At 62.6% G+C, this 20,734-nt stretch carries 20 protein-coding genes; 7 read left to right on the top strand and 13 right to left on the bottom strand.

The window, feature by feature from the left end:
* Positions 1-171: 171 nt before the first annotated feature.
* Positions 172-1,059 (top strand): LysR substrate-binding domain-containing protein, encoded by an 888-nt coding sequence (locus J2J99_RS04895; protein WP_168300729.1) that lies wholly within the window; start codon positions 172-174, stop codon positions 1,057-1,059.
* A gap of 326 nt (positions 1,060-1,385) precedes the next feature.
* Here J2J99_RS04895 and J2J99_RS04900 read toward each other — a convergent pair whose 3' ends face one another.
* From J2J99_RS04900 to J2J99_RS04910, 3 genes are read right to left on the bottom strand one after another with little or no spacing between them, the layout of a single operon-like run.
* Positions 1,386-1,949: a biotin transporter BioY gene (locus tag J2J99_RS04900; protein WP_168300730.1), complete on the bottom strand. Its 564-nt coding sequence runs from the start codon at positions 1,947-1,949 to the stop codon at positions 1,386-1,388.
* A 24-nt stretch (positions 1,950-1,973) separates the two neighbouring features.
* Positions 1,974-2,582, bottom strand: a complete 609-nt coding sequence (locus tag J2J99_RS04905; RefSeq protein WP_168300731.1) for an energy-coupling factor transporter transmembrane component T family protein — start codon at positions 2,580-2,582, stop codon at positions 1,974-1,976.
* Positions 2,582-3,256: an energy-coupling factor ABC transporter ATP-binding protein gene (locus tag J2J99_RS04910; protein WP_168300732.1), complete on the bottom strand. Its 675-nt coding sequence runs from the start codon at positions 3,254-3,256 to the stop codon at positions 2,582-2,584. Before J2J99_RS04910 ends, J2J99_RS04905 begins: the two co-directional genes overlap by 1 nt.
* Before the next feature lie 250 nt (positions 3,257-3,506).
* Between J2J99_RS04910 and J2J99_RS04915 the strand changes: the two genes are divergently transcribed.
* Positions 3,507-4,697 carry a winged helix-turn-helix domain-containing protein gene (locus J2J99_RS04915; RefSeq protein WP_168300733.1) on the top strand — a complete coding sequence of 397 codons (1,191 nt, stop codon included), beginning with the start codon at positions 3,507-3,509 and terminating at the stop codon, positions 4,695-4,697.
* 222 nt (positions 4,698-4,919) lie between these two features.
* On the opposite strand, the gene ribB is transcribed toward J2J99_RS04915, so the two are convergent.
* The 3 genes from ribB to J2J99_RS04930 form a co-directional block, all read right to left on the bottom strand.
* The gene (ribB, locus tag J2J99_RS04920) at positions 4,920-6,023 is read right to left on the bottom strand and encodes a 3,4-dihydroxy-2-butanone-4-phosphate synthase (RefSeq protein ID WP_168300734.1); all 1,104 of its coding nucleotides are present in this window, start codon (positions 6,021-6,023) and stop codon (positions 4,920-4,922) included.
* An 8-nt stretch (positions 6,024-6,031) separates the two neighbouring features.
* Complete coding sequence (gene aroC / locus J2J99_RS04925; protein ID WP_168300735.1) at positions 6,032-7,129, bottom strand: chorismate synthase; 1,098 nt, start codon at positions 7,127-7,129, stop codon at positions 6,032-6,034.
* 162 nt (positions 7,130-7,291) lie between these two features.
* Positions 7,292-10,468 (bottom strand): putative bifunctional diguanylate cyclase/phosphodiesterase, encoded by a 3,177-nt coding sequence (locus tag J2J99_RS04930; RefSeq protein ID WP_168300736.1) that lies wholly within the window; start codon positions 10,466-10,468, stop codon positions 7,292-7,294.
* A 239-nt stretch (positions 10,469-10,707) separates the two neighbouring features.
* Here J2J99_RS04930 and J2J99_RS04935 point away from each other — a divergent pair, with 239 nt between their 5' ends.
* Positions 10,708-10,968, top strand: a complete 261-nt coding sequence (locus J2J99_RS04935; protein ID WP_003569889.1) for a DUF1344 domain-containing protein — start codon at positions 10,708-10,710, stop codon at positions 10,966-10,968.
* A 117-nt stretch (positions 10,969-11,085) separates the two neighbouring features.
* Here J2J99_RS04935 and J2J99_RS04940 read toward each other — a convergent pair whose 3' ends face one another.
* From J2J99_RS04940 to J2J99_RS04955, 4 genes are all read right to left on the bottom strand, one after another.
* Positions 11,086-11,676 carry a histidine phosphatase family protein gene (locus J2J99_RS04940; RefSeq protein WP_168300737.1) on the bottom strand — a complete coding sequence of 197 codons (591 nt, stop codon included), beginning with the start codon at positions 11,674-11,676 and terminating at the stop codon, positions 11,086-11,088.
* 20 nt (positions 11,677-11,696) lie between these two features.
* A complete protein-coding gene (gene fabI / locus J2J99_RS04945) occupies positions 11,697-12,515 on the bottom strand; it encodes an enoyl-ACP reductase FabI (protein WP_168300738.1) in 819 nt (272 codons plus the stop codon).
* 121 nt (positions 12,516-12,636) lie between these two features.
* Positions 12,637-13,830, bottom strand: a complete 1,194-nt coding sequence (locus J2J99_RS04950; protein ID WP_168300739.1) for a J domain-containing protein — start codon at positions 13,828-13,830, stop codon at positions 12,637-12,639.
* A gap of 322 nt (positions 13,831-14,152) precedes the next feature.
* Complete coding sequence (locus J2J99_RS04955; RefSeq protein ID WP_168300740.1) at positions 14,153-14,611, bottom strand: RT0821/Lpp0805 family surface protein; 459 nt, start codon at positions 14,609-14,611, stop codon at positions 14,153-14,155.
* A gap of 65 nt (positions 14,612-14,676) precedes the next feature.
* Here J2J99_RS04955 and pdxH point away from each other — a divergent pair, with 65 nt between their 5' ends.
* Complete coding sequence (gene pdxH / locus J2J99_RS04960; protein WP_168300741.1) at positions 14,677-15,297, top strand: pyridoxamine 5'-phosphate oxidase; 621 nt, start codon at positions 14,677-14,679, stop codon at positions 15,295-15,297.
* Positions 15,298-15,301: 4 nt separating this feature from the next.
* Here the strand turns inward: pdxH and J2J99_RS04965 are convergent, their stop codons facing one another.
* A complete protein-coding gene (locus J2J99_RS04965) occupies positions 15,302-16,339 on the bottom strand; it encodes a polysaccharide deacetylase family protein (RefSeq protein ID WP_168300742.1) in 1,038 nt (345 codons plus the stop codon).
* A 216-nt stretch (positions 16,340-16,555) separates the two neighbouring features.
* Between J2J99_RS04965 and J2J99_RS04970 the strand changes: the two genes are divergently transcribed.
* The gene (locus tag J2J99_RS04970) at positions 16,556-17,854 is read left to right on the top strand and encodes a D-alanyl-D-alanine carboxypeptidase family protein (RefSeq protein ID WP_168300743.1); all 1,299 of its coding nucleotides are present in this window, start codon (positions 16,556-16,558) and stop codon (positions 17,852-17,854) included.
* A gap of 79 nt (positions 17,855-17,933) precedes the next feature.
* The gene (locus J2J99_RS04975; RefSeq protein WP_168300744.1) at positions 17,934-18,251 is read left to right on the top strand and encodes a nucleoside triphosphate pyrophosphohydrolase family protein; all 318 of its coding nucleotides are present in this window, start codon (positions 17,934-17,936) and stop codon (positions 18,249-18,251) included.
* A gap of 44 nt (positions 18,252-18,295) precedes the next feature.
* On the opposite strand, the gene J2J99_RS04980 is transcribed toward J2J99_RS04975, so the two are convergent.
* Together J2J99_RS04980 and J2J99_RS04985 are read right to left on the bottom strand one after the other, a co-directional pair.
* The gene (locus tag J2J99_RS04980; RefSeq protein WP_168300745.1) at positions 18,296-19,309 is read right to left on the bottom strand and encodes an inorganic phosphate transporter; all 1,014 of its coding nucleotides are present in this window, start codon (positions 19,307-19,309) and stop codon (positions 18,296-18,298) included.
* The gene (locus J2J99_RS04985; protein WP_168300746.1) at positions 19,309-19,950 is read right to left on the bottom strand and encodes a DUF47 domain-containing protein; all 642 of its coding nucleotides are present in this window, start codon (positions 19,948-19,950) and stop codon (positions 19,309-19,311) included. The genes J2J99_RS04980 and J2J99_RS04985 overlap by 1 nt, the downstream gene beginning before the upstream one ends.
* A 286-nt stretch (positions 19,951-20,236) precedes the next feature.
* On the opposite strand from J2J99_RS04985, the gene J2J99_RS04990 reads away from it, so the two are divergent.
* Positions 20,237-20,734, top strand: a complete 498-nt coding sequence (locus tag J2J99_RS04990) for an NUDIX hydrolase (RefSeq protein WP_168300747.1) — start codon at positions 20,237-20,239, stop codon at positions 20,732-20,734.

Raw genomic sequence — 20,734 nt, forward strand, 5'->3', positions numbered from 1 at the left:
GCGGCGATGGTTCGATCTCCGTGATCCATTAGGCACTGAAATCTACGCTTGTTTCAAATGATCTAAATTGAGAAAATGGTTAGAATAATTTACATGTATCCTCGGGCTTCGATCAGCACACACACCGATCAGGGGTAACGATCGCGGCTATTACGTGAGGAATGCGAACATATGCAGCTGCCGCCGCTGAATGCGCTGAAGGCCTTCGAAGCGACCGCCCGGCTGATGAGCCTCTCAAAGGCCGGCGACGAGTTGCATGTGACTCACGCCGCGATCAGTCACCAGATCAAACACCTGGAGAGGTGGCTAGGCCGCAAGCTGCTGCAGAAATCCGGGCGCGGCGTGGCGCTGACGCCGGCGGGCGCCGAATATTATCTGGCCGTCTCCGGCTCATTGGCAGCCATCGCCCACGCAACCGGCAACATGCGCCGAGATCACAATATGCGCTCGATCGCCGTGGGTTGCATCCCGTCGATCGCATCGCGCTGGCTGGTTCCCGCGCTTCCGTCTTTCCGGGAGAGCGATCCCGATCTCGATGTCAGGATCGTCTATGCAAGGGCCGAGGAGCGCTTCGATGACGAAAGCCTGGATGTTCTCATCACCATGGGGGAGGATTTGTTGGCGGGGCGTGAGAGCAGGCTGCTCTTCTCCCGCCGCAACCAGCCGGTGGCGAGCGTCCATTATCTGGCAAAACGGAATTGGACCGTCGATAAGGTTCCGCTCGCTGCGGCCGACCTGCTGCATGACGAATCCGTTGACGGCTGGAAAGAATGGTTCCGCAAGGCTGAAATAAAGGCACCCGAGCCGATCCGAGGCCCGATCTTTCAGGACTTCAACATTCTTGCCACGGCGGTGATCGCCGGACATGGGGTTGCTCTATGCCCTGTCGAGGTATTTCGGCGAGAGATCGAACGCGGCGACCTCGTCGTGCTGTCGGACATTTCGACGGCCGAAACCCAGGGATATTACCTGATCATCAGCGCCTGGGCCAAGAAGCCGGTGCAGCGTTTTGCGGAATGGTTCATGAAGGAATGCAACTCCAGCAGCCCTCCGAGATAAGCGAATGACCAGGTGCCAACCGCTTGCGACAAACATGAATTGTCATGAATGGCGGAGGAGGCTGGTTCGATGCCTCGGACGACGGCGGCTGTGACGGCGGTGGCGACGGAGGAGGAGACTGGTTCAAACTTAAATCGATAGAATGCCCGATCGCCTCAAGGCGGTTTTTTGTTGCCTGTATTCCAGGCTCTACCTTGCTTGCAGCAAGCTTCCCTCCTCAAGCGAGACGCAGGGCCTGCGGGCAGGCAAACGGTTGGCCTGCCGCAAACGCAAATAGCCGCCTTCGGAGGAAGACGGCCACTGCATGTATTTGCGAACGAGGCGCCTTATGCGCGCGCCGGCAGCAGGGGATAGCCGGCCATGACGGCGCGGCCGAGCAGGGCTGCGACGAAAGCCTTGACCACGTCGCCCGGAATGAAGGCCATCGAGCCGACGAAGGCTTTGGTGAAGCCAAGGCCCGCGACGGTCGCCAGATAGGCAATGCCGAAGGCATAGAGCACGACCACCCCGCCGACCATGGCGGCGAGGAAGAAGCTCACGGTCTGCACCAGGCCGGATTGGCCCTGATTGACCAGGCGCTCGCTGAGATAGCCGGTGACGAAGGCGCCGAAGATCCAGCCGACGAGGAAGCCGGCCGTCGGCGAGGCGAAGATGGCAAGGCCGCCGCGGCCGCCGGAAAGCACCGGCAGGCCGATGGCGACGAGCAGCAGCACGATCAGCACGGCGACGGCGCCGCGGCGGGCGCCGAGCACGACGCCGGCCATCATGACCCCGAGTGATTGGGCGGTGATCGGCACCGGAATGAAGCCGAGCGAGATCGGCGGCAGCAGGCCGAGCGCCACGATGATCGCGGCGAAGAGGGCGGTAAGGACGAGGTCGCGGGTGCTCATCGTGAACTCCGTGGTTAAAATTGGTTAACTTCCATGCCGTCGAATGCCGCGCGCGTCAATCGCGGCGGCGACATTATCCGCATCCCTGAGCGTCAGGATGATCAGCGGCGCAAGCAGCGTCGTCGGCCGGGCCTTCAGCCCGCGCGCCTTATGGGCCTCGCGGATCGCCTGATAACGGCTGACAATATCGGGCACGAAGCGCAGGACGAGCCCGAGCGCCAGGCCGATATCGTCGGCCTGCACCCAGCCGGTGCGCTCGAGCGGGCGGGCGAGCGCCGTCACCTCGTCGATGAAGGCAGTGATCGACGTCGTCGCCGTCACGGCGGCGGCAAGAAGCATCAGCGCCGTCAGCCGCAGCACCGGCACGAGTGCCGCCTGCCAGGGACTGAAGAGGAGGTTGAAGAGCGCCACGACCGCGATCGTCAGGAAGACCGGCCGCAGCCGCCGGAGGCTCTCGCCGAGCGGCAGGCCGGTGGTGCGATAGACAACCGCCGTCAGCAGCACGAAGCCGCAAAGCAGGGCGATATTCTGGCTGATGAACAGCACGATGCCGAAGAACGCAAGCGACACCAGCTTGACCCGCGGCGAAAGCCGGTGCATCGGGCTGTTGCCATCGACATAGAGCGACTGCATCAGGCGGCGATCTCCCTGTAGCGGGCGATCGCTTCGGTCGCCGGCGCATCGGCGGCCAGCCGCCCTTCATGAAACAGCAGCACCCGTTCGAAATCGGCGATCAGTTCCAGATCATGGGTGATGACGATGGCACTTTCCGGCAGCCCGGTGATAATCCGCTCGACCAGCGCCCGGTTCCTAAGGTCGAGCTGGTTCGTCGGCTCGTCGAGGATGAGAATATCGGGCCCCGTCACCAGCACCGAGCAGAGGGCGGCCACCTGCAACTCGCCGCCGGAAAGCTCGTGCGCCCGGCGGTCGGCGAGCGCTTCGGCCCCGAAGCGGGCGAGAACGCGCTCGACCTTCGCCTCGATCGCCGCCTTGGTGAAACCGTGCCGCTTCAGCCCGAAGGCGATGTCGTCCCGGACGATCGGCAGGATGATCTGGTTCTGCGGCGACTGGAAGATGAAGCCGACATCGACTGCCGCAGTCTTGTCGTCAGCCGTGTCGCGGCCGTTGACGGTGACGCGCCCGACCGTCGGCTTGGTCAGCCCGTTGATCAACCGCGCAAATGTGGTCTTGCCCGAACCGTTCAGCCCGATGACGCCGATGCGTTTGCCGCTGATGCCGAGCGTCAGCGGCGCGAGCGCCACCCGCGTTCCGAAACTGACCCCGGCGCCTTCGAATTGTATGTCCAAACCAGTCCCTCGCATTCATGCGATCATGCAGCCGCACCAGCCCCTCATCCGCCTGCCGGCACCCTGCCTCTGTCGAGCCATGCGTCTCGACTCGTCCTTTCGGACCCCCGCGAGCGAGGATAGGGTTAGGGTGAGGAGCAGCCATGCGCACCAACCTGACAGCAGCGCTTCTATACGGGTAATCGAGGGTGATGAAGAGCAAATCGCTATATCGGGTGGCTAGGAAGATTTTCCGCGATATGATGCGCCCATGACGAATCTGATTTCCAATTCCGACGCCCGCCGGGTCTTCCTGGCCAAACAGGGCCTCAGCGCCCCGCCGAACCGCGCCTTGACGAAGCTGGGCTTGCTGCAGCTGATTCACGATCTCGGCTTCGTCCAGGTGGACAGCATTCAGACGGTGGAGCGGGCGCATCACCAGATCCTGTTTTCCCGCAATCAAACCTATCGACGCGAGCATCTGAAGGCGCTGCTCGAGAAGGAACGCGCGCTGTTCGAGCACTGGACGCACGATGCCTCCATCCTGCCGAGCGCCTTCTTCGTCTATTGGAAGCATAAGTTCCGCCATCAGGAGAAAGTCCTCGTCGAGCGCTGGCGCAAATGGCGCGGCGAGGGTTTCGAGGCGGCTTTCGAGGAGACCTATGAGCGTGTGCGGCGCGACGGCGCGATGCTGGCGCGCGACGTCAAGGCCGATGACCATGTTTCCGGCGGCTGGTGGAACTGGCATCCGAACAAGACGGCGCTCGAATATTTCTGGCACACCGGCAAATTCGCCATCGCCGGCCGATCGAATTTCCAGAAGATCTATGATCTGACAGAGCGCGTCATCCCGGCTAAATTCCGTGAGCCGGAGGTGAGCCGCGAAGATTTCGTCGACTGGGCGTGCCGCGGCGCGCTTGCCCGCCTCGGTTTTGCCACCCATGGCGAGATCGCCGCCTTTTGGAATCTGGTCTCCCCCGACGAGGCCAAGGCCTGGGTATCAGCCCATCGCGACGAGCTGACCGAAGTGCTGATCGAACCGGCGCCCGGCGGCAAGCCTCGCCCGTCCTGGGCCTTTGCCGACTTTCTCTCGACGCTCGACACCTATCCGGACGCGCCGCCGCGCATCCGCGTGCTCAGCCCCTTCGACCCGATGATCCGCGATCGCAACCGCACCGAACGCCTGTTCGGCTTCTTCTACCGTATCGAGGTCTTCGTGCCGGAAGCCAAGCGCGAATACGGCTATTACGTATTTCCGCTGCTCGAGGGCGACCGGCTGATCGGCCGCATCGACATGAAGGCGGATCGGAAAAAATCGACTCTCGACGTCAGGCGGCTCTGGCTGGAGCCGGGGGTGAAACCTTCGGCGGGGCGGCTGGAGCGGCTGGAGGCGGAGCTCGAGCGGGTGGCGCGGTTTGCCGGTGTGGAGAAGGTGGTTTTGCTGGAAGGGTGGCGAGGGTAAGCGAATTATCCGCTGCCGTTACCGCGCACTCGCATGCGAGGCCGTAACAAGTGCTGGCCGGATGTAACGCCAGCAGCGGTGCGTCTCTGTACGCCGACGGCGAGTTTGGCAATAACGCCAACCCCACCCTCCGCGGAGGGTGGGTGCGCAGGAGAAACCCATTCACCGCAGACGCCTCTGTCAACGCAATCCACTAGCTTGATGAGGAAGAAGAGCCTCCCCTCAGCAGATCTCCGTCTTGCTGATCTTGATCCCAAACCCTTCCAGGCCGACATAGTGGCGCTCGCGGCTGGTGAGAAGCTTGATCGAGCTGACGCCGAGATCCTTCAGGATCTGGGCGCCGAGGCCGATTTCCAGCCATTCGCTTTCGCGGCTCTGCGCTTCGGCGTGGGCTTCGCGGCCCTGGTTACGGGCCTTGCGGCCATTGTCGTAGTGGCCGACGCCGACGGAGCCCTCGCGCAGATAGACGATGACGCCGCGTCCTTCGGCGGCGATCTTCTCCATGTAGAAATCGACCGGGCTCTTTCTGCCGAAGAGATCCTCGGCGACATTTTCCGGATGCAGGCGCACCGGAATGTCGATGCCGTCGCGGATGTCGCCGAAGACGACGGCCAGATGCTGCATCGGGTCCCAGGGCAGGGCGTAGGTATGGGCCTTGGCCTTGCCGAAGGGCGTGTCGATGTCGAAGCTCGCGCCGTGCTCGATCAGCGTTTCCTTGCGCTGGCGATAGGCGATGAGATCGGCGACGGAGACGAGCTTCAGCCCGTGTTTCTCGGCGAAGTCCACCACCTGCGGCCCGCGGGTGACGGTGCCGTCGTCATTGACGAGTTCGGAGATGACGCCGATCGGCGGCAGGCCGGCGAGCCGGCAGAGGTCGACGGCCGCTTCGGTATGACCCGAGCGCATCAGCACGCCGCCTTCGCGCGATACCAGCGGAAAGATATGGCCGGGACGGACGAAATCGGCGGCGCCGACATTCGGATTGGCGAGGTTGCGCACCGTCAGCGTCCGGTCGTCGGCGGAGATGCCGGTCGTCGTGCCGTGCTTGAAATCGACCGAGACGGTGAAGGCGGTCGTATGGGCGGAATCGTTTTCCGCCACCATGGCGTTCAGGTTGAGGCGTTTGGCCTCTTCCTTCGGCATCGGCGCGCAGACGATGCCGGAGGTGTGGCGCACGATGAAGGCCATCTTCTCCGGCGTGGTGTGCACGGCGGCGACGATCAGATCGCCCTCGTTCTCGCGGTCATTGTCGTCCATGACGACGACGATTTCGCCGGCCTCGAAGGCCCTGATGGTGTCGACGACGCGTTTCTGATCGTAAGACATGGACGCTCCTATTTCAGACGGCCGGTCTGGCCGCGGTCGCGAAGATAATGATCGGCGATGGCGCAGGCGACCATCGCCTCGCCGATCGGTACGGCGCGGATGCCGACGCAGGGGTCGTGCCGGCCCTTGGTGCGGACATCGACATTCTTGCCGTCGGCATCGATCGACTGGCGTTCGGTCAGGATCGAAGAGGTCGGCTTGACGGCGAAACGCGCCACAACCGGCTGCCCGGTCGAGATCCCTCCGAGAATACCGCCGGCATTGTTGGAAAGAAAGATCGGCGTGCCGTCATTGCCCATGCGCATCTCGTCGGCATTGTCTTCGCCGGATGTTTCGGCCGCGGCAAAGCCGTTGCCGATCTCCACGCCCTTGACGGCGTTGATCGACATCAGCAGCGAGGCGATGTCCTGGTCGAGTTTGGCATAGATCGGCGCGCCGAGGCCGGCGGGCACGCCCTCGGCGATCACTTCGATGACTGCGCCGATCGAGGAGCCGGCCTTGCGGATGCCGTCGAGATAGTCCTCCCAGACCGGCACGATCGCCGCATCGGGGGAGAAGAACGGGTTCTGATCGACCTGGTCCCAATCCCAGTTGCGGCGGTCGATCTTGTGCTTGCCGATCTGCACCAGGGCGCCGCGCACCGTCACGCCGGGCACGACGAGGCGGGCGATGCCGCCGGCCGCAACGCGCGCGGCGGTCTCGCGCGCCGAGGAGCGGCCGCCGCCGCGATAGTCGCGGATGCCGTATTTGAGGTCGTAGGTATAGTCGGCATGGCCGGGGCGGTATTGCCGGGCGATCTCGCCATAATCCTTGGAACGCTGGTCGGTGTTTTCGATCAGCATCGAGATCGGCGTGCCTGTTGTCGTCATCGTCTCGCCGTCGGCATCCAGCATGACGCCGGACAGCACCTTCACCAGGTCGTCCTCGCGCCGCTGCGTGACGAAGCGGGACTGGCCAGGCTTGCGCTTGTCGAGCCAGACCTGGAGGTCTTCAAGCCTGAAGCGCAGCCCCGGAGGGCAGCCGTCGACGACGCAGCCGAGCGCCGGGCCATGGCTTTCGCCCCAGGTGGTTACGCGGAAGAGGTGACCGAATGTATTGTGCGACATGTGTTCCCACGGTGGCGCCGGGGCCGGTCGCCGCCGGCCGCGCCATTGCTTCAAAAAGGCGCGTCACTCATAGGCCAAAAAGCCGCCGAGGCAAAAGCCTTTCTTTGCGTCAAACCGGCCGCTGCCGAAATCCTGTTTCCGTCCTTTGCCGCCGCACGGTCGTCACGAAGCCAGCCGCCATCCGGTCCCGGTCGCCTCGGCGACGAAATCGTCGAAGGAGAGCGGCCGCGAGAAGGCGTAGCCCTGCAGGATATCGCAGTCGAGGTCGCGCAGCAGGGCGGCATGTGCTGCCGTCTCCACGCCTTCGGCCACCGTCTCGACGCCAAGCGAACGGGCAATGTCGATGATCGAGCTGACCAGCGCTCGCTCCTGCGACGCGCCGATGATCGGCCGCACCAGCTGGCGGTCGATCTTCAGCCGCTTGGGCTTCAGCTTGAGCAGGCTGACGATCGAGGTATGGCCGGTGCCGAAATCGTCGATCTCGATATCGATGCCGAGCGCCTTGATGCGTTCGAGGTTCTGCGAGACCACGTCCTCGCTCTCGTCGAGGAAGATCGATTCCACCAGTTCAAAGGAAAGTTCCCCAGGGCGGATATGCAGGTCGGCGAGCGATTCCAGCAGGCTGCCGTTATGCAGCCGGCGGGCCGAAACATTGACGGAGACCTTGGGAACGGCAATGCCGAGCGCCGTCCACCGCATCTTGTCGCGCAGCGCCGTTTCCAGCACGAGCCGGTCGAGCGTCTGCACGACATTGATCTCGTCGGCGATGCGCAGGAACTTGTCGGGTGTAAGCCACCCCTTGGACGGATGTTTCCAGCGCACCAGCGCTTCGACGCCGGTCAGTTCCATCGTCCGGGCCGAGAATTGCGGCTGATACCAGGCGGTGAATTCGCCGTTGTCGATGCCGGTGAGGATTTCGTCGGCCGTGCGCTTGGTGTTGATGATTTCGGCCTGGAGATCGTGATTGAAGAATTCGAAGCGGTTGCGGCCGGTGCTCTTTGCTCGGTAGAGCGCGATGTCGGCATTGATCAGCACCTTGCGCGCATCGATGTGGATGCCGTTGGCGAGCGCGATGCCGATCGACACGCCGCAGCGGCAGGAGAAGCCCTGGAAATCGATCGGCTGACGCATCTCCTCGACGATCCGTGTCGCAAGCTCGGCCATCGCCTTGTCGCCGACATCGCAGGCGAGGATGACGAATTCGTCACCGCCGATGCGCGCGACGAGATCGCTGCCGCGGACATTCCTCGCAAGCACCTTCGAGGCATGCACCAGCATCGCGTCGCCGGCCGCATGGCCGAGCGTGTCGTTGATATCCTTGAAGCGGTCGAGATCGATATGCAGGATCGAGAATTTCTGCCGCTGCCGGCGCCCGTCACGGGTCAGGTTTTCGAGCGCCATGTCGAGCTTGCGGCGGTTGGCGAGCGCGGTCAGCGGATCATGCAGCGAATTGTGCTCGATCCTGTCCTTGGCAAGCTCGAGCTCTCTGTTCTTGGCGACGGCTTCGTCCTTGGCGGCCTTGAGCCGGATCGTCATCAGCATGTCTTCTGTGGCGTCGAAGGCAATGCCCATGATCTTCATCTCGCCGGAAGCCGTCTGGTGGACCTTGCCAACCGAGCGGACATAGCGCACCGAGCCGTCGTCGACGATCACGCGGCAGACGAGGGTATGCGTATCGCCGCTTCGCTTGAAGTGGCGCGCGCTTTCGAGCGCCAGCCCCCGATCCTCGGGGTGGATGCGGGAAAGCCAGATCTCCTCTGTCATGAAGCCGTTGCGCGGCGCCAGCCCGTATAGCTCGTGCATTCGCTCGTTCCAGATCGCGCCGCCCCGGTCGGGCCGCGCCTCCCATATGCCGCACCGATAGGAATTGAGTGCAAGATCGAGCCGGCTGGAAATCTCGGCGAGCTGTCCCTCGCGGCTCGAAAGCTCTTCAAGCGCCAGCTCCAGCTCGGCATTCTTGACCTCGCTCACATCCCTGGCCTTGCGCAGCGCCTCGGTCGCCTCCGCATCGGCGGTCACGTCCCAGACGATGCCGATCGTCTTGCCGGCGCCGCCGGCATCTCGATAGAGGGCTCCGACAGAACGCAGATGCCTGATGCCGCCATCGGCAAGCAGGATGCGGTACTGCGCCGCGCAGGCAGCGCCGGCGATGCTGCAGCTGAAGAAATGCACCTCGGCAATGTCACGATCCTCAGGCAGGATCGCCGCCAGCCATTCGTCGAGCGGTCGGCTTCCTTCCTCGGCCGGCTTACCATGCAGCGCAGCGGCACGTGCGTCCCAAAGGAGACTGCTCGAATGATCCTGCAGCTCCCAAATGCCGATATTGGAGGATGCGAGCGCAAGATTCAGCCTCTGCGACAGTTCCTCGAGCTGTGCTTCGCGCGTCTCGAGCTCGGCAATATTGCGGTTGCGTTCGCCGAGTAGCAGCGTGGCGAGGAAGATCGGGATGATGATGATGCAGCCGGCGGCAAAGACGATCAGCCGCAGCTCTGTTCGGTTTTCCGGTATCGCAGTCCAGCCGTTTTTCGGGACGGCGGAGAACTCCCATCTGCCGCCGGCAAAAGTGATCTGGCGTCGGATCGGATCCTGGTCATCGATGTCGGCCGAACCGAAGAACGGCGCGGAAAGCGCATCGTTGCCGGCCGGTCGGCCGATATCCCGGACCGCAATCGAGAGATGATCAAGATTGGGATAGCGCTCCTGGTTTTCGCGGTCGCGCGCCGGCATCAGCCCGGTTGCCTCGTAAAACATCTTACGGTCGATGGCGACCTCCACGGCGCCCCAGATCTGCCGTTGGCCGTTCTTCTTGACGAAAACAGGAAAGAAGATGGCGAACACGTCGCGGCCGTCGACCCGAACTGGGCCGTAGAAGCGGGCCAACTGGCCGCGCTCCGCAGGCGTCGTCGCCCGGGGGGAGAAGAATGCCTCGCGCACGTCGCGCCCGATCCGCTCGCTGCCAAGGCGCGGAAAGATGTCGGTGACGATGAAATCGGGTGCGATGGCGATATGGACGAAAGCCGGATTCTGGATCAGCAGCCAGTTGATCTGGCGCTCCATCTCCTTCGTGTTTGCCGCGTTGCTGATGGAGGTCAGGTAGGCAAGATCACGGACCATGGTGAGGTTCATATTGATCTCTGCCTTTACCCTGGCGCGCAACAGGTTCGTCTCGTTCTCGGTACGGATATGAAGTTCGCGTAGGTGAGCCGCAGTATTGGCTCGATCGAGCGCGAAGCCGACGATGCTGACGACAAGGGCGACAAATGTGGAAACCAGAAATGAGGCGCGGCTATTCTTCAAAACCCGTCGCAACTGCTCGCTGTCGCCCAGCTTGGATAACAAAATGAGACCCCCAAATTTGCGGGTGACTCTAAAAGGCAGCGGTTAATTTACGATTGCCTGTCGTCGATATTGAAAATGCGGGAGGCGGGAGGCGCGTAGTTAACGCAGCGTCTTGATTATGTTTAAAATGCTATTCATCAATTAGGCGGGAAAAGCCATTGTTACGGGCAATTTTCGCCATATTCAGGAGATTATCTGTGGCCAGTGTTCTCGTGCAGCGTTTCAAGAGGATTGTTGCCATGCGTTTCGTCGTCGCCACGCTTTTGGCCACAGCAAGTTTTTTGTCGCCGATGAGCGGCTTTGCTGAGAGCGCCGACGTCGAGGCGACGATCAAGAAGGTCGACACGGCCAATCTCGTGCTGACGCTCGACGACGGCAAGACCTATCAGGCGCCCGAGGAATTCAATTTCGACGGCCTCGAAGCCGGCGTCAAAGTGATCGTCTTCTATACCGAGGTCGACGGCAAGCGCGTCATCAACGATCTCGACATCGTCAAATAGGCAGCAATGGCCCCTTGTTGGGTCGAGCCACGGCGCTCAACCGCGGCCTGTCGCTGCAATTCCCGGCCCGACAGATCGTTCGCCGCAAATCCGAGCCAACTCAGTTGCGGATGACGGCTAAAGCCAGACGATCGTCCGCTCGCTCGTATCGATCCTGACGATCTTGTCCTGCGGGATGCCGCCTTCCGCGGCGCTGCTCTTCGGCAGGTCGGCGATCATCTGGAAAAGCGTGCGGATGACGCCGCCATGGGTGACGCAGACGGTCGGGCGGTCGACCGAGCGCAGCCATGCGCCGGTGCGCCAGGAGAGGATTTCATAGCTTTCCGCGTCGTCGCCGGGCGGGATGAAATCCCATTTCGAGGCATTGCGTTCCGCCACCCGGTCACGCTGCGTCGCCTTCAGCTCCTTGAGCGTCGAGCCCTCCCAATCGCCGAAGGAAATTTCCACCAGCCGGGGATCGGTGCGATAGGCAAGCGGCGGCAGGCCCATGGCGGCGCGCATGATTTCCATGGTCGCGCGCGTGCGCCCGAGCGGGCTGGCGACGAAATCGAATTCGCCGACCCTCTCGCCCAGAATTTCCGCAAGCGCTATGCCGTTCCACCGGGCCTGCTCCAGGCCGATGGCGTTCATTGGAACGTCCTTCTGGCCCTGCAGGCGGCGCTCGGCATTCCAGTCCGTCTGACCGTGTCTGATCACATAGATAAGCACGGTCCAGACTCCGGAGGCATTTAGTCCTTGACGACCGAAATATCGGGCGCGTCGACTGCCTTCATGCCGATGACATGATAGCCGCTGTCGGCGTGGTGCACTTCGCCGGTGACCGATCGCGACAGGTCGGACAGCAGATAGAGGCCGACATCGCCGACTTCTTCGATGGTGACGGTGCGCCGCAGCGGCGCGTTATATTCGTTCCACTTCAGAATATAGCGGAAATCGCCGATACCGGAGGCGGCGAGCGTCTTGATCGGTCCGGCCGAAACGGCGTTGACGCGGATGTTCTGCGGCCCGAGGTCGACGGCGAGATATTTGACGCTGGCTTCGAGCGCGGCCTTGGCGACACCCATGACGTTATAGTTCGGCATCACCTTCTCGGCGCCGTAGTAGGTCAGCGTCAGCATCGAGCCGCCATCCGTCATCAGCTTTTCGGCGCGGCGTGCGACCGAGGTGAAGGAATAGACGGAAATCTGCATCGTCTTGGTGAAATTGTCGGGCGAGGTGTCGATGTAGCGGCCGGTCAGCTCGTCCTTGTCGGAAAAGCCGATCGCATGCACGAGGAAATCGATCTTGCCCCAGAGCTTTTCGACATTTTCGAAAACCGCGTCGATGGTGGCTTCGTCGGCGACGTCGCAGTGGCCGACAAGCGTCGCGTCGATTTCGGCGGCGAGCGGCTCGACACGCTTCTTCAGCGCATCGCCCTGATAGGTGAGCGCAACTTCTCCGCCCTGCGCATGAATGGCCTTGGCAATACCCCACGCAATCGAACGATTGTTGGCGACACCCATGATGACGCCGCGTTTGCCTGCCATGAGGCCGGATGCTTGAGCCATATTTCGCTCCCTAGGATTCAGATCGATCCTGCCTATGGCATAGGCCGTTAATCGGTTCAAGCTTGGCCTGGATCATCAACTGTAAGGGATCGTAACAAAGGGTGCGAATGTCATAAAAATTTCATAGAAACAGACCTTCGCGCATGCTGCGCATGAGATCGGTGATCTTGTCGTCGGGTTTTTCCCACAGGATGATGCGCAATTCGACGACGAGATCGCCTCTGCTGCCGTCGTCGCGCGGCAATCCCTGGCCGGAAATCCTGATCGTCTTGTCCGACCCCGACCAGGCGGGAACGGTGATATCAAGCGGCCCGGCCGGCCCGTCGATGCGCGCCTCGGTGCCGAGCACGGCATTTTCGATGCTGAGCGGCAGCACGGCGTGCAGGTCGAAACCGTCGACGGTGAAGCGCGGATCGGGGGCGATGCGGATATTGACGACGGCGTCGCCGCGCTGCATGCCCGGCAGCTTGAAGCCCTGCCCCTTGAGCCGGATCTCGTGACCATCGGTCGTGCCCGCCGGCAAGGCAAAGCCGATTTCGCGGCCCTCCGGCAGCGATGCGGTGATCCAGCCGCTCTTCAGCACGTCGTCGATCGTCACCGTCGCCGTCGTCACCTCGTCGGGCGCTTTTTCGAGGCCGGTATCCTTGGCGCCGGTGAAACGGCGCACCAGTGATGTCAGAATGCTGAGCGGCAGCGGCAGGTTGGCGGCGGCATTGTTGGACGCCTCGCCGGCTTCCTCCTCGGCTTCGACAGCATCGCCATCGGCGCGCTTGCCCGATTCGGCCTGTGTCTGGCCCTGAGCCTGCTGGTATTGGGTCTGCTGATATTGGGTTTGCTGATTCTGGGCCTGCTGGGCGCGGCCTTGCGCCTGCCCGCCCGCCGCAGCGCGGGCCTGCGCGCCGAAAATGCGTTCCACCATCTCTTCGGCGCCTTCGCCGGCGCCGGCCTGCTGCCTGGAGCTTTCGGCCGCGGTCTTCTGGGCGGCGCGGGCAAGCTCTTCCATCACCCGCTCGGCATTGGCCTGCGCCGCCTTGGCGCGGGCCGCAGCCTCACGTGCGGCCTGGCGCTGCTGCATGATCGTCTGTTCCTGCTTCTTGGTTTCCGCCATTCGCACGGCATTGTCGAGCAGGCTGCGTTTGCGCGGGTCCCGCAGCGTTTCGTAGGCGCGGCCGATCTCGGCGAACCGGGCCGTCGCCGTCGGATCGTCCTGATTGTGGTCGGGATGGGCGGCCTTGGCCATATTGCGCCAGGCCGCCTTGATCTCGTCCGCCGCCGCGTCGCGCTTGACGCCCAGAATTTTGTAAGGATCGCGCATGTCAAAACCGCCGGTGTTGCGACGCGGGCGCCTGTCCTTGCCCGGCATCCCCGCCCAATATCAAAGTCCAATATCGACGCCGTGTGGCGCCACCGGCCGCAAAGGCAGGGAGAGCCACTCTCAACGCCGATCGTGCGGCCGAGTTGCTAATCACTTCTTATTTCTGTGGGGGGATTGGGAGTGTTTTGCCGCAAATGGTTAGCTCTTTGCTAAGCATTCGGCGCAAAGCCGTCGGCCGTTAACCTGTCCGCGCCGAATCGGGTCTCCCGCGGCGATAACTCCCCGCCGGATCAGCTTTCCCGCGGGAAGCTTTCCCGCCGGATCAGCTCTCCGGCTGGAAGCTGAGGAGCTGCCAGTTGCCGCCGCCGACGAGGCAGGTCTTGCCGTAGAATTTGGCGATGCCGACATAGGAGTGCCGGGTGGTGCGGAACTGCCGGCAGACCTGGCCCGCTTCATTGTTCTCGACGATCGTATCGATGACGCCGGCACTGCCGGTCGATGCATTCGCCCAAGGAAGCGGCTGGCCTTCGAGCTTGCCCACATCGGCCGAGGTCACGGCGTTGCGCACCGTCATTTCGTCCGAGAGCGTGTCGGTGCTCGGCGGCGTCTGCGGCACCGTGCCCGTTGCCACCGACCGGTCGACCTTGGCTTCGCTCAAGAAATCCATCCCGCCGGCAAGGCAGCCGGAAAGCGACAGCATTGCGGCGCCGATGACCAGGAAGGCGCTGCCACGTTGCCGCAGGCCCTTTGTATGGCGATATGACTTTGCTATGACTTCCACCCTGCATCCTGTCCAGTTATCAAAAGCTGGGCGAGTTTTGAATAATCCGGGGCATTTGAACCAATATGTCGGCAAACGAGTTAACAAGCGGTGACTTTACCGAAAGTGGCGAACCCTTCAAGCTCTTTGCCGAGTGGTTGAAGGAGGCGGAGGCCTCGGAACCGAACGATCCGAATGCGGTGGCGCTGGCAACGGTCGATGAAGATGGCCTTCCCAATGTCCGCATGGTTCTCCTGAAGGGATTCGATGACGATGGTTTCGTCTTCTACACGAATTTCGAGAGCCAGAAAGGTCGCGAAATCTTGGGCCAGAAGAAAGCCGCCATGTGTTTTCACTGGAAAAGCCTGCGCCGCCAGGTGCGGCTGCGCGGCCCCGTCGAGATCGTGAGCGACGCCGAGGCCGATGCCTATTTCAAGACGCGGGCGCGCGGCAGCCGCATCGGCGCCTGGGCCTCAAAGCAGTCCCGTCCGCTCGAAAGCCGTTTCGCACTTGAAAAGGCGGTGGCCGAATATACTGCTCGTTACGCCCTCGGCGATATTCCGCGGCCTGCCCACTGGTCTGGCTTCCGCATCCGGCCGACCTCGATCGAATTCTGGAAGGATCAGGCGTTCCGTCTGCACGACCGAATCGAATTCCGCCGCCCGTCGCCGGTCGGCGCATGGGAAAAGGTGCGGATGTATCCGTAAGAGCCTACTTGCCCATCAGTTTCAGCGGAATGCCGGAGGCAAGCGCCGCGACGTAGCGCCGCCTCTGGTAAAAGCCGTTCAGCGACATGCGCGGCAGATAGCCGGTTTTCCCCGCCGCCGGCAGCCCGGGCTGGGTGGTGACCGCCACCGAAAAGCCGAGCCGCCCGGCAATCGCCGCCTCGCGGCCGGTCGCTGCCTCCGGCGTGCCGTAGGGATAGGCGATCGTGACGGGACGGATGCCGGTCACCGCCTCGAGGTAATCGGCCGAAACTTCCATCTCGATTCGCGCTTCGGCTTCCGGCAGGCGGGCCAGCGCCCGATGGCTGATCGTATGGGCCCCGAGTGCGGCGAGCGGATGCCGGGCGAGCCACTGCAACTGCGCAGGCCCCATCACCAGCGCGCGCAGGATATCGGTCGGTTCGATACCGTTTTCCCGCGCCAGCCCATCGAGGGCGGCGATGGCGCGCGCCTCGTCGGCGCGGTGGATGTAGCTGGCGAAGCGGTCGAAGGCGTCCCATTGCTGCTGCGGGGTTTCGAGCGCCAGCCGCTCGCTGCCGCGGCCGAAATCGAAGCGGATTTCCCGCGTCTGGCGCAGGAGGACGGCGAGCGTTTCCCACCAGATGCTGTGGGAGCCTTCGGCAAACCCCTTGGCCACGAACACCGTGAACGGGGCCTGATGGCGTTCGAACACCGGCAGCGCATGTTCCAGATTGTTGGTGTAGCCGTCGTCGAGCGTAAAGGCCGCAAACGGCCTGCCGCCCTCGGGTTCGGCCAACAGTGCCGGCAGCTGGCCGAGCGGCACGAATCGATAACCCTCCCGCGCCAGCTGCCTGAGCGACGCGTCGAGAAAGTCGGGCGTGATTTCGAGATGTGCGTTCGGCGCGAAGGATTGGGCGACGTGCGGGCGCACGTGATGCAGCGTGAAGATGACGCCGCGTCCGCGCGCTTGCCGCATCAGCCCGGCCGCGGCGATCAGCCAGCATGCCTCGAGCCCGGCGCCGATCGCCATGCGTTTTGCAAGTCGCTTCAATTGTCCCGTCATGCGCCGCTCGCTGTCTTTTGCAGCAAACTAGCAATAGCGGCTTAAGCCTTGCTGAATCCCGATTTCGCACAGCTTCTTTGGTTTTCTGTTAACCAAGACGATGAAAAGGCTAGAAAAATGGTAGGCGTTGCCGCAAAGTCGCGCCAAACTTGCGGCTTCTGTCACATTACGACACATGGATGGCCCATCGAGAGCCAGCGCATCAGGGAGACCTCTATGAGAAAGCTTTTGGCGGCTGTTTTGACCGTGACGCTGGCCGTTTCGGCGCCGCTTGCGGCTTTTGCCGGCAACGCCTCGCTGATCCTCGATGCCCGCACCGGCAAGGTCCTTGCGGCCGAAAACGCCGACACGCTGAACCACCCGGCCTCGCTGACGAAGATGATGACGCTTTATCTCACCTTCGAGGCGCTGAAGCGCGGCAAGATCGCCTGGGATACGCCGATCAAAATGTCGAAATATGCTGCCGCCCGGCCGCCGACCAAGCTCGGCGTCAGGGCGGGCGACACCATCACGGTGCGCGAGGCCGTCTATGGCATGATCGTCAAATCCGCCAATGATGCCGCTGCCGCGATGGGCGAGAAGCTCGGCGGCTCGGAGAGCGGTTTTGCCCGGATGATGACGGCCAAAGCCCGCCAGCTTGGCATGAGCCGCACCGTCTTCGTCAACGCATCCGGCCTGCCCAATCCGAGGCAGGTGACGACGGCGCGCGACATGTCGACACTCGGCGTGGCGCTGATGAAGAATTTTCCCAATGAATACCGCCTGTTTTCGGTGGCAAGCTTCAATTTCCGCGGCAAGACCGTGCGCGGCCACAACAATCTCATGTACCGCTACCGGGGCATGGACGGCATCAAGACGGGCTATACCAACGCCTCCGGCTTCAACCTTGTCAGCGCCGTCAGGGACGGCAACCGCCGCGTCGTCGGCGTCGTGCTTGGCGGCCGCACCGCCCGCAGCCGCGACAACAAGATGGCGGCGCTGCTCGACCGCTATCTCGGCCGCGCCTCGTCTTCCGGCGGCGCCAGGCTGATGGCGAGCGTCGGCGCCAAGGAGCCTGTCGAGGTTGCCTCCGCCGCCGATGCTTCCGATGTTCCGCTGCCGCTCGGCGCGCCGCGCCCGGCCGGCGACGCCACGCCGACGGGCCTTGGAGCCAACAGTCTGGCCTATGCCGACGATGCCGTCGTGCCGCTGGAGCGCCCGACTGCGATGGATGAAATCCTCGCCGCCGGCAAGACGGTCAAGCCTGCGGCCGAGAAGACCGACGGAAACTGGCAGATCCAGATCTCGGCCGCGCCGAGCGCCGATGCGGCGCGTGCGCTTCTCGCCCAGGCGCAGTCGGAAGCCCGCGCGCAACTCAATTCCGCCTCGCCCTATACCGAAGCGGTCGGGCAGGGTGCCAAAAGGATCTACCGCGCCCGCTTCGTCGGCTTCGCCAGCCGGGATGCCGCGGTTTCGGCCTGCGATGCGCTGAAGCAGCGCTCCTACGACTGCATGCTGCTGCCCGATCACGGCTGACCGCCGCGACGATCCGGGCGGCCACTCTGGACATTCCCTGGGAATCGGCGTCTCCTCCATAAACAAAAGGAGAACGCTCATGCTGCGCCGTCTCGCCGACCAGTTCGAAACCTCATCCGCCGCCTATGCCGCCGCCAACGGCATCGAGCGCGACGCCGACTGGTTTCTGTTGAAACTGCAGGAGGAGGTCGGCGAGCTCACCCAGGCCTGGAACCGCCTGACCGGCCGCGGCCGCCGCAGGGAACGGACGCAGGAAGAGCTCGACCGAGATCTTGCCGACGAAGCCGCAGACCTGCTGGGCCATATCCTGCTCTTTGCCCGCCGCAACGACATCGACCTCGCCGCCGCGATCGAGCGGAAGTGGCGGTTTCAGCCGGTGCAGACGCCGGACGCCTAAGCTCTGCGGCTCGCGCAACCGGATCCGCGAGATCGCGACCGGCTTTATAGGACTTTGCTCAATCCGGTTACCAGCCAGAACGAAAGCGCCGAAATCATCGCGGCGGCCGGCAGGGTGATGATCCACGCGACGACGATATTGCCCGCCAGACCCCATCGCACTGCAGACATGCGCCTTGCAGCGCCGACGCCGACGATGGCGCCGGTTATGGTGTGGGTGGTTGAAACCGGAATGCCGAGCCAGGTCGCGCCGAAGAGCGTCAAGGCGCCGCCTGTTTCGGCGCAGAAGCCCTGCATCGGGTTCAGCCTGGTAATCTTCGAACCCATCGTGTGAACGATGCGCCAGCCGCCGAACAGCGTGCCGAGAGCCATCGCGGCCTGGCATGAGAGGACCACCCAGAGCGGCACATGGAAGCCGCCGCCGAAGTAACCCTGCGAATAGAGAAGCACGGCGATGATGCCCATGGTCTTCTGCGCGTCGTTGCCGCCGTGGCCGAGCGAATAGAGCGAGGCCGAAGCAAACTGCAGGATGCGAAACGATCGATCGACTGCAAAGGGCGTCTGGCGGATGAACGTCCAGGTTACTGCCAGGATCAGAAACAGCGCCAGAAGAAATCCGATCATCGGTGACATCACGATTGCCGCAGCCGTCTTGAGAAGACCGCTCCAGACAATCGAGCTAAGGCCGGTTTTGGCAAGGCCCGCTCCGACCAGTCCGCCGACCAGAGCATGGGAGGAGCTGGAGGGAATCCCAAAGATCCAGGTCACGACGTTCCAGACGATCGCGCCCACGAGGGCTGCGAAAATCACCTGCGGCGTGACGATTGCCGGATCGATGATGCCGGTTCCAAGCGTCTCGGCCACATGCAGGCCGAAGAACAGAAAGGCGATGAAATTGAAGAAAGCGGCCCAGATGACCGCGTATTGCGGCCTCAGGACCCGAGTCGATACGATCGTCGCAATCGAATTGGCAGCATCATGCAGGCCATTGAGAAAATCGAACAGCAGGGCGACGCCGATTAGCCCGACGAGAAGGGGAAGAGCGAGCGCGGCCTCCATCAGACATTCTCGATCACGATGCCGCTGATCTCGTTGGCGACATCCTCGAAACGGTCGACCACCTTTTCCAGCTCACCATAGATTTCGCTGCCGATCATATAGGCCATTGCATTGTTGGCGCCGTGCCGGCGGAACAAATCTTTAAGGCCCTGCTCGTGCAGTTCGTCGGAGCGGCCTTCCACCCGCGTGACCTGCTCGACAATGGCAGATAGACGCGGCGCATTGACGGTCATGCGATCAAGCAACGGAATTGCCTCGGCGATAAGATTGGCGGCCTCGACAACGGTCTTGCCCATCTCCCGCATGCCCGGATCGAAGTTGGTCTGCTCGAAGAGGCGGATGGTCTTGACGGTCTTGTGCATCATGTCGATCGCGTCATCCATGGATTGGATGAGGTCCTTGATGTCGCCGCGATCGAAGGGCGTGATGAAGCTTCGCCGCACGGCCTGCATGACCTCACGCGTGATATTGTCCGCCTGGTCTTCCAATCGTACGATCGTGTCACATTGCCGTTCGATCTCAATCCCCGACAGCAGCCTGTCCAGAGCCTGTGCGGCTCCAACGATCGTCGTCGAATGCTGTTCAAACAGCACAAAAAACCGGTCTTCGCGCGGCATCAACTTTCGAAACCAACCCAGCATAAATACCTCGCGATCCCTGGTTTGTGCTATCGACGGCGAGAGCAACCCATTAAACGTGGCAGCCGTCCTAAACCCTATCTCTTTGAAGAGATAGGGGCAAATTTCAGTTTATGACAGATTTGTGACAGTGGCGCCTTGAAATAGGGACCCAGTTGAAGAACATTCTCGGTCACCGAACCTTTGGTCCATTGTCGTTCGGCACAGCCCAGGCTTTCATCCACATTGATCGGGGAAATCGACATGGCTTCCGCCACAAATAATTGCCGGCCAGTGGTGGCTGACGCGATTGCCGAAGAAAGCTAGGTCATATCTCGGCCGGCTCGTAGGCGCGACCGAGCAGCTGTTTCGCAGTGAAGCGATCGAGCAGTTTGCGGCGATCTGCTACCGAAAGGTCGGCGACAACGCGGTGGAGGTTCTGCTGATCACATCGCACGAAAGTGGCCCGTGGACCATTCCCAAAGGCTGGCCTATCACCCAGCTTGCGCCCCATCAGGTTGCCGAGCGTGAGGCATGGGAGGAAGCCGGTGTGAGGGGTAAGGCCAAGAAGCGCCACTTCGGCTTCTACACCTATATCAAGACGCGCGCCAACGGCGAGCGCGTTCCCTCGGTTGTTCAGGTCCATCTCCTGGAAGCCCGAGAAATTGACAAGAAGTTTCCGGAGGAAAAACAACGGAGCAGCCGGTGGTTGTCGCCGCTCGAAGCCGCTGTTCTCGTTCGCGAGCCCGAACTGAAAAGCTTGTTGGGCAGGGTTGAAAAAACGGTGATGAAACCGGCTAAAGCGTGA

It is taken from the genome of Rhizobium binae, from assembly GCF_017357225.1.
Classification (GTDB): Bacteria; Pseudomonadota; Alphaproteobacteria; order Rhizobiales; family Rhizobiaceae; genus Rhizobium; species Rhizobium binae.

Excerpts from the sequence above, each read along its gene's own strand:
- J2J99_RS04895 (WP_168300729.1), top strand. The coding sequence starts at position 172 with ATGCAGCTGCCGCCGCTGAATGCGCTGAAGGCCTTCGAAGCGACCGCC.
- J2J99_RS04900 (WP_168300730.1), bottom strand. The coding sequence starts at position 1,949 with ATGAGCACCCGCGACCTCGTCCTTACCGCCCTCTTCGCCGCGATCATC.
- J2J99_RS04905 (WP_168300731.1), bottom strand. The coding sequence starts at position 2,582 with ATGCAGTCGCTCTATGTCGATGGCAACAGCCCGATGCACCGGCTTTCG.
- J2J99_RS04915 (WP_168300733.1), top strand. The coding sequence starts at position 3,507 with ATGACGAATCTGATTTCCAATTCCGACGCCCGCCGGGTCTTCCTGGCC.
- ribB (WP_168300734.1), bottom strand. The coding sequence starts at position 6,023 with ATGTCTTACGATCAGAAACGCGTCGTCGACACCATCAGGGCCTTCGAG.
- aroC (WP_168300735.1), bottom strand. The coding sequence starts at position 7,129 with ATGTCGCACAATACATTCGGTCACCTCTTCCGCGTAACCACCTGGGGC.
- J2J99_RS04935 (WP_003569889.1), top strand. The coding sequence starts at position 10,708 with ATGCGTTTCGTCGTCGCCACGCTTTTGGCCACAGCAAGTTTTTTGTCG.
- fabI (WP_168300738.1), bottom strand. The coding sequence starts at position 12,515 with ATGGCTCAAGCATCCGGCCTCATGGCAGGCAAACGCGGCGTCATCATG.
- J2J99_RS04950 (WP_168300739.1), bottom strand. The coding sequence starts at position 13,830 with ATGCGCGATCCTTACAAAATTCTGGGCGTCAAGCGCGACGCGGCGGCG.
- pdxH (WP_168300741.1), top strand. The coding sequence starts at position 14,677 with ATGTCGGCAAACGAGTTAACAAGCGGTGACTTTACCGAAAGTGGCGAA.
- J2J99_RS04965 (WP_168300742.1), bottom strand. The coding sequence starts at position 16,339 with ATGACGGGACAATTGAAGCGACTTGCAAAACGCATGGCGATCGGCGCC.
- J2J99_RS04970 (WP_168300743.1), top strand. The coding sequence starts at position 16,556 with ATGAGAAAGCTTTTGGCGGCTGTTTTGACCGTGACGCTGGCCGTTTCG.
- J2J99_RS04975 (WP_168300744.1), top strand. The coding sequence starts at position 17,934 with ATGCTGCGCCGTCTCGCCGACCAGTTCGAAACCTCATCCGCCGCCTAT.
- J2J99_RS04980 (WP_168300745.1), bottom strand. The coding sequence starts at position 19,309 with ATGGAGGCCGCGCTCGCTCTTCCCCTTCTCGTCGGGCTAATCGGCGTC.
- J2J99_RS04985 (WP_168300746.1), bottom strand. The coding sequence starts at position 19,950 with ATGCTGGGTTGGTTTCGAAAGTTGATGCCGCGCGAAGACCGGTTTTTT.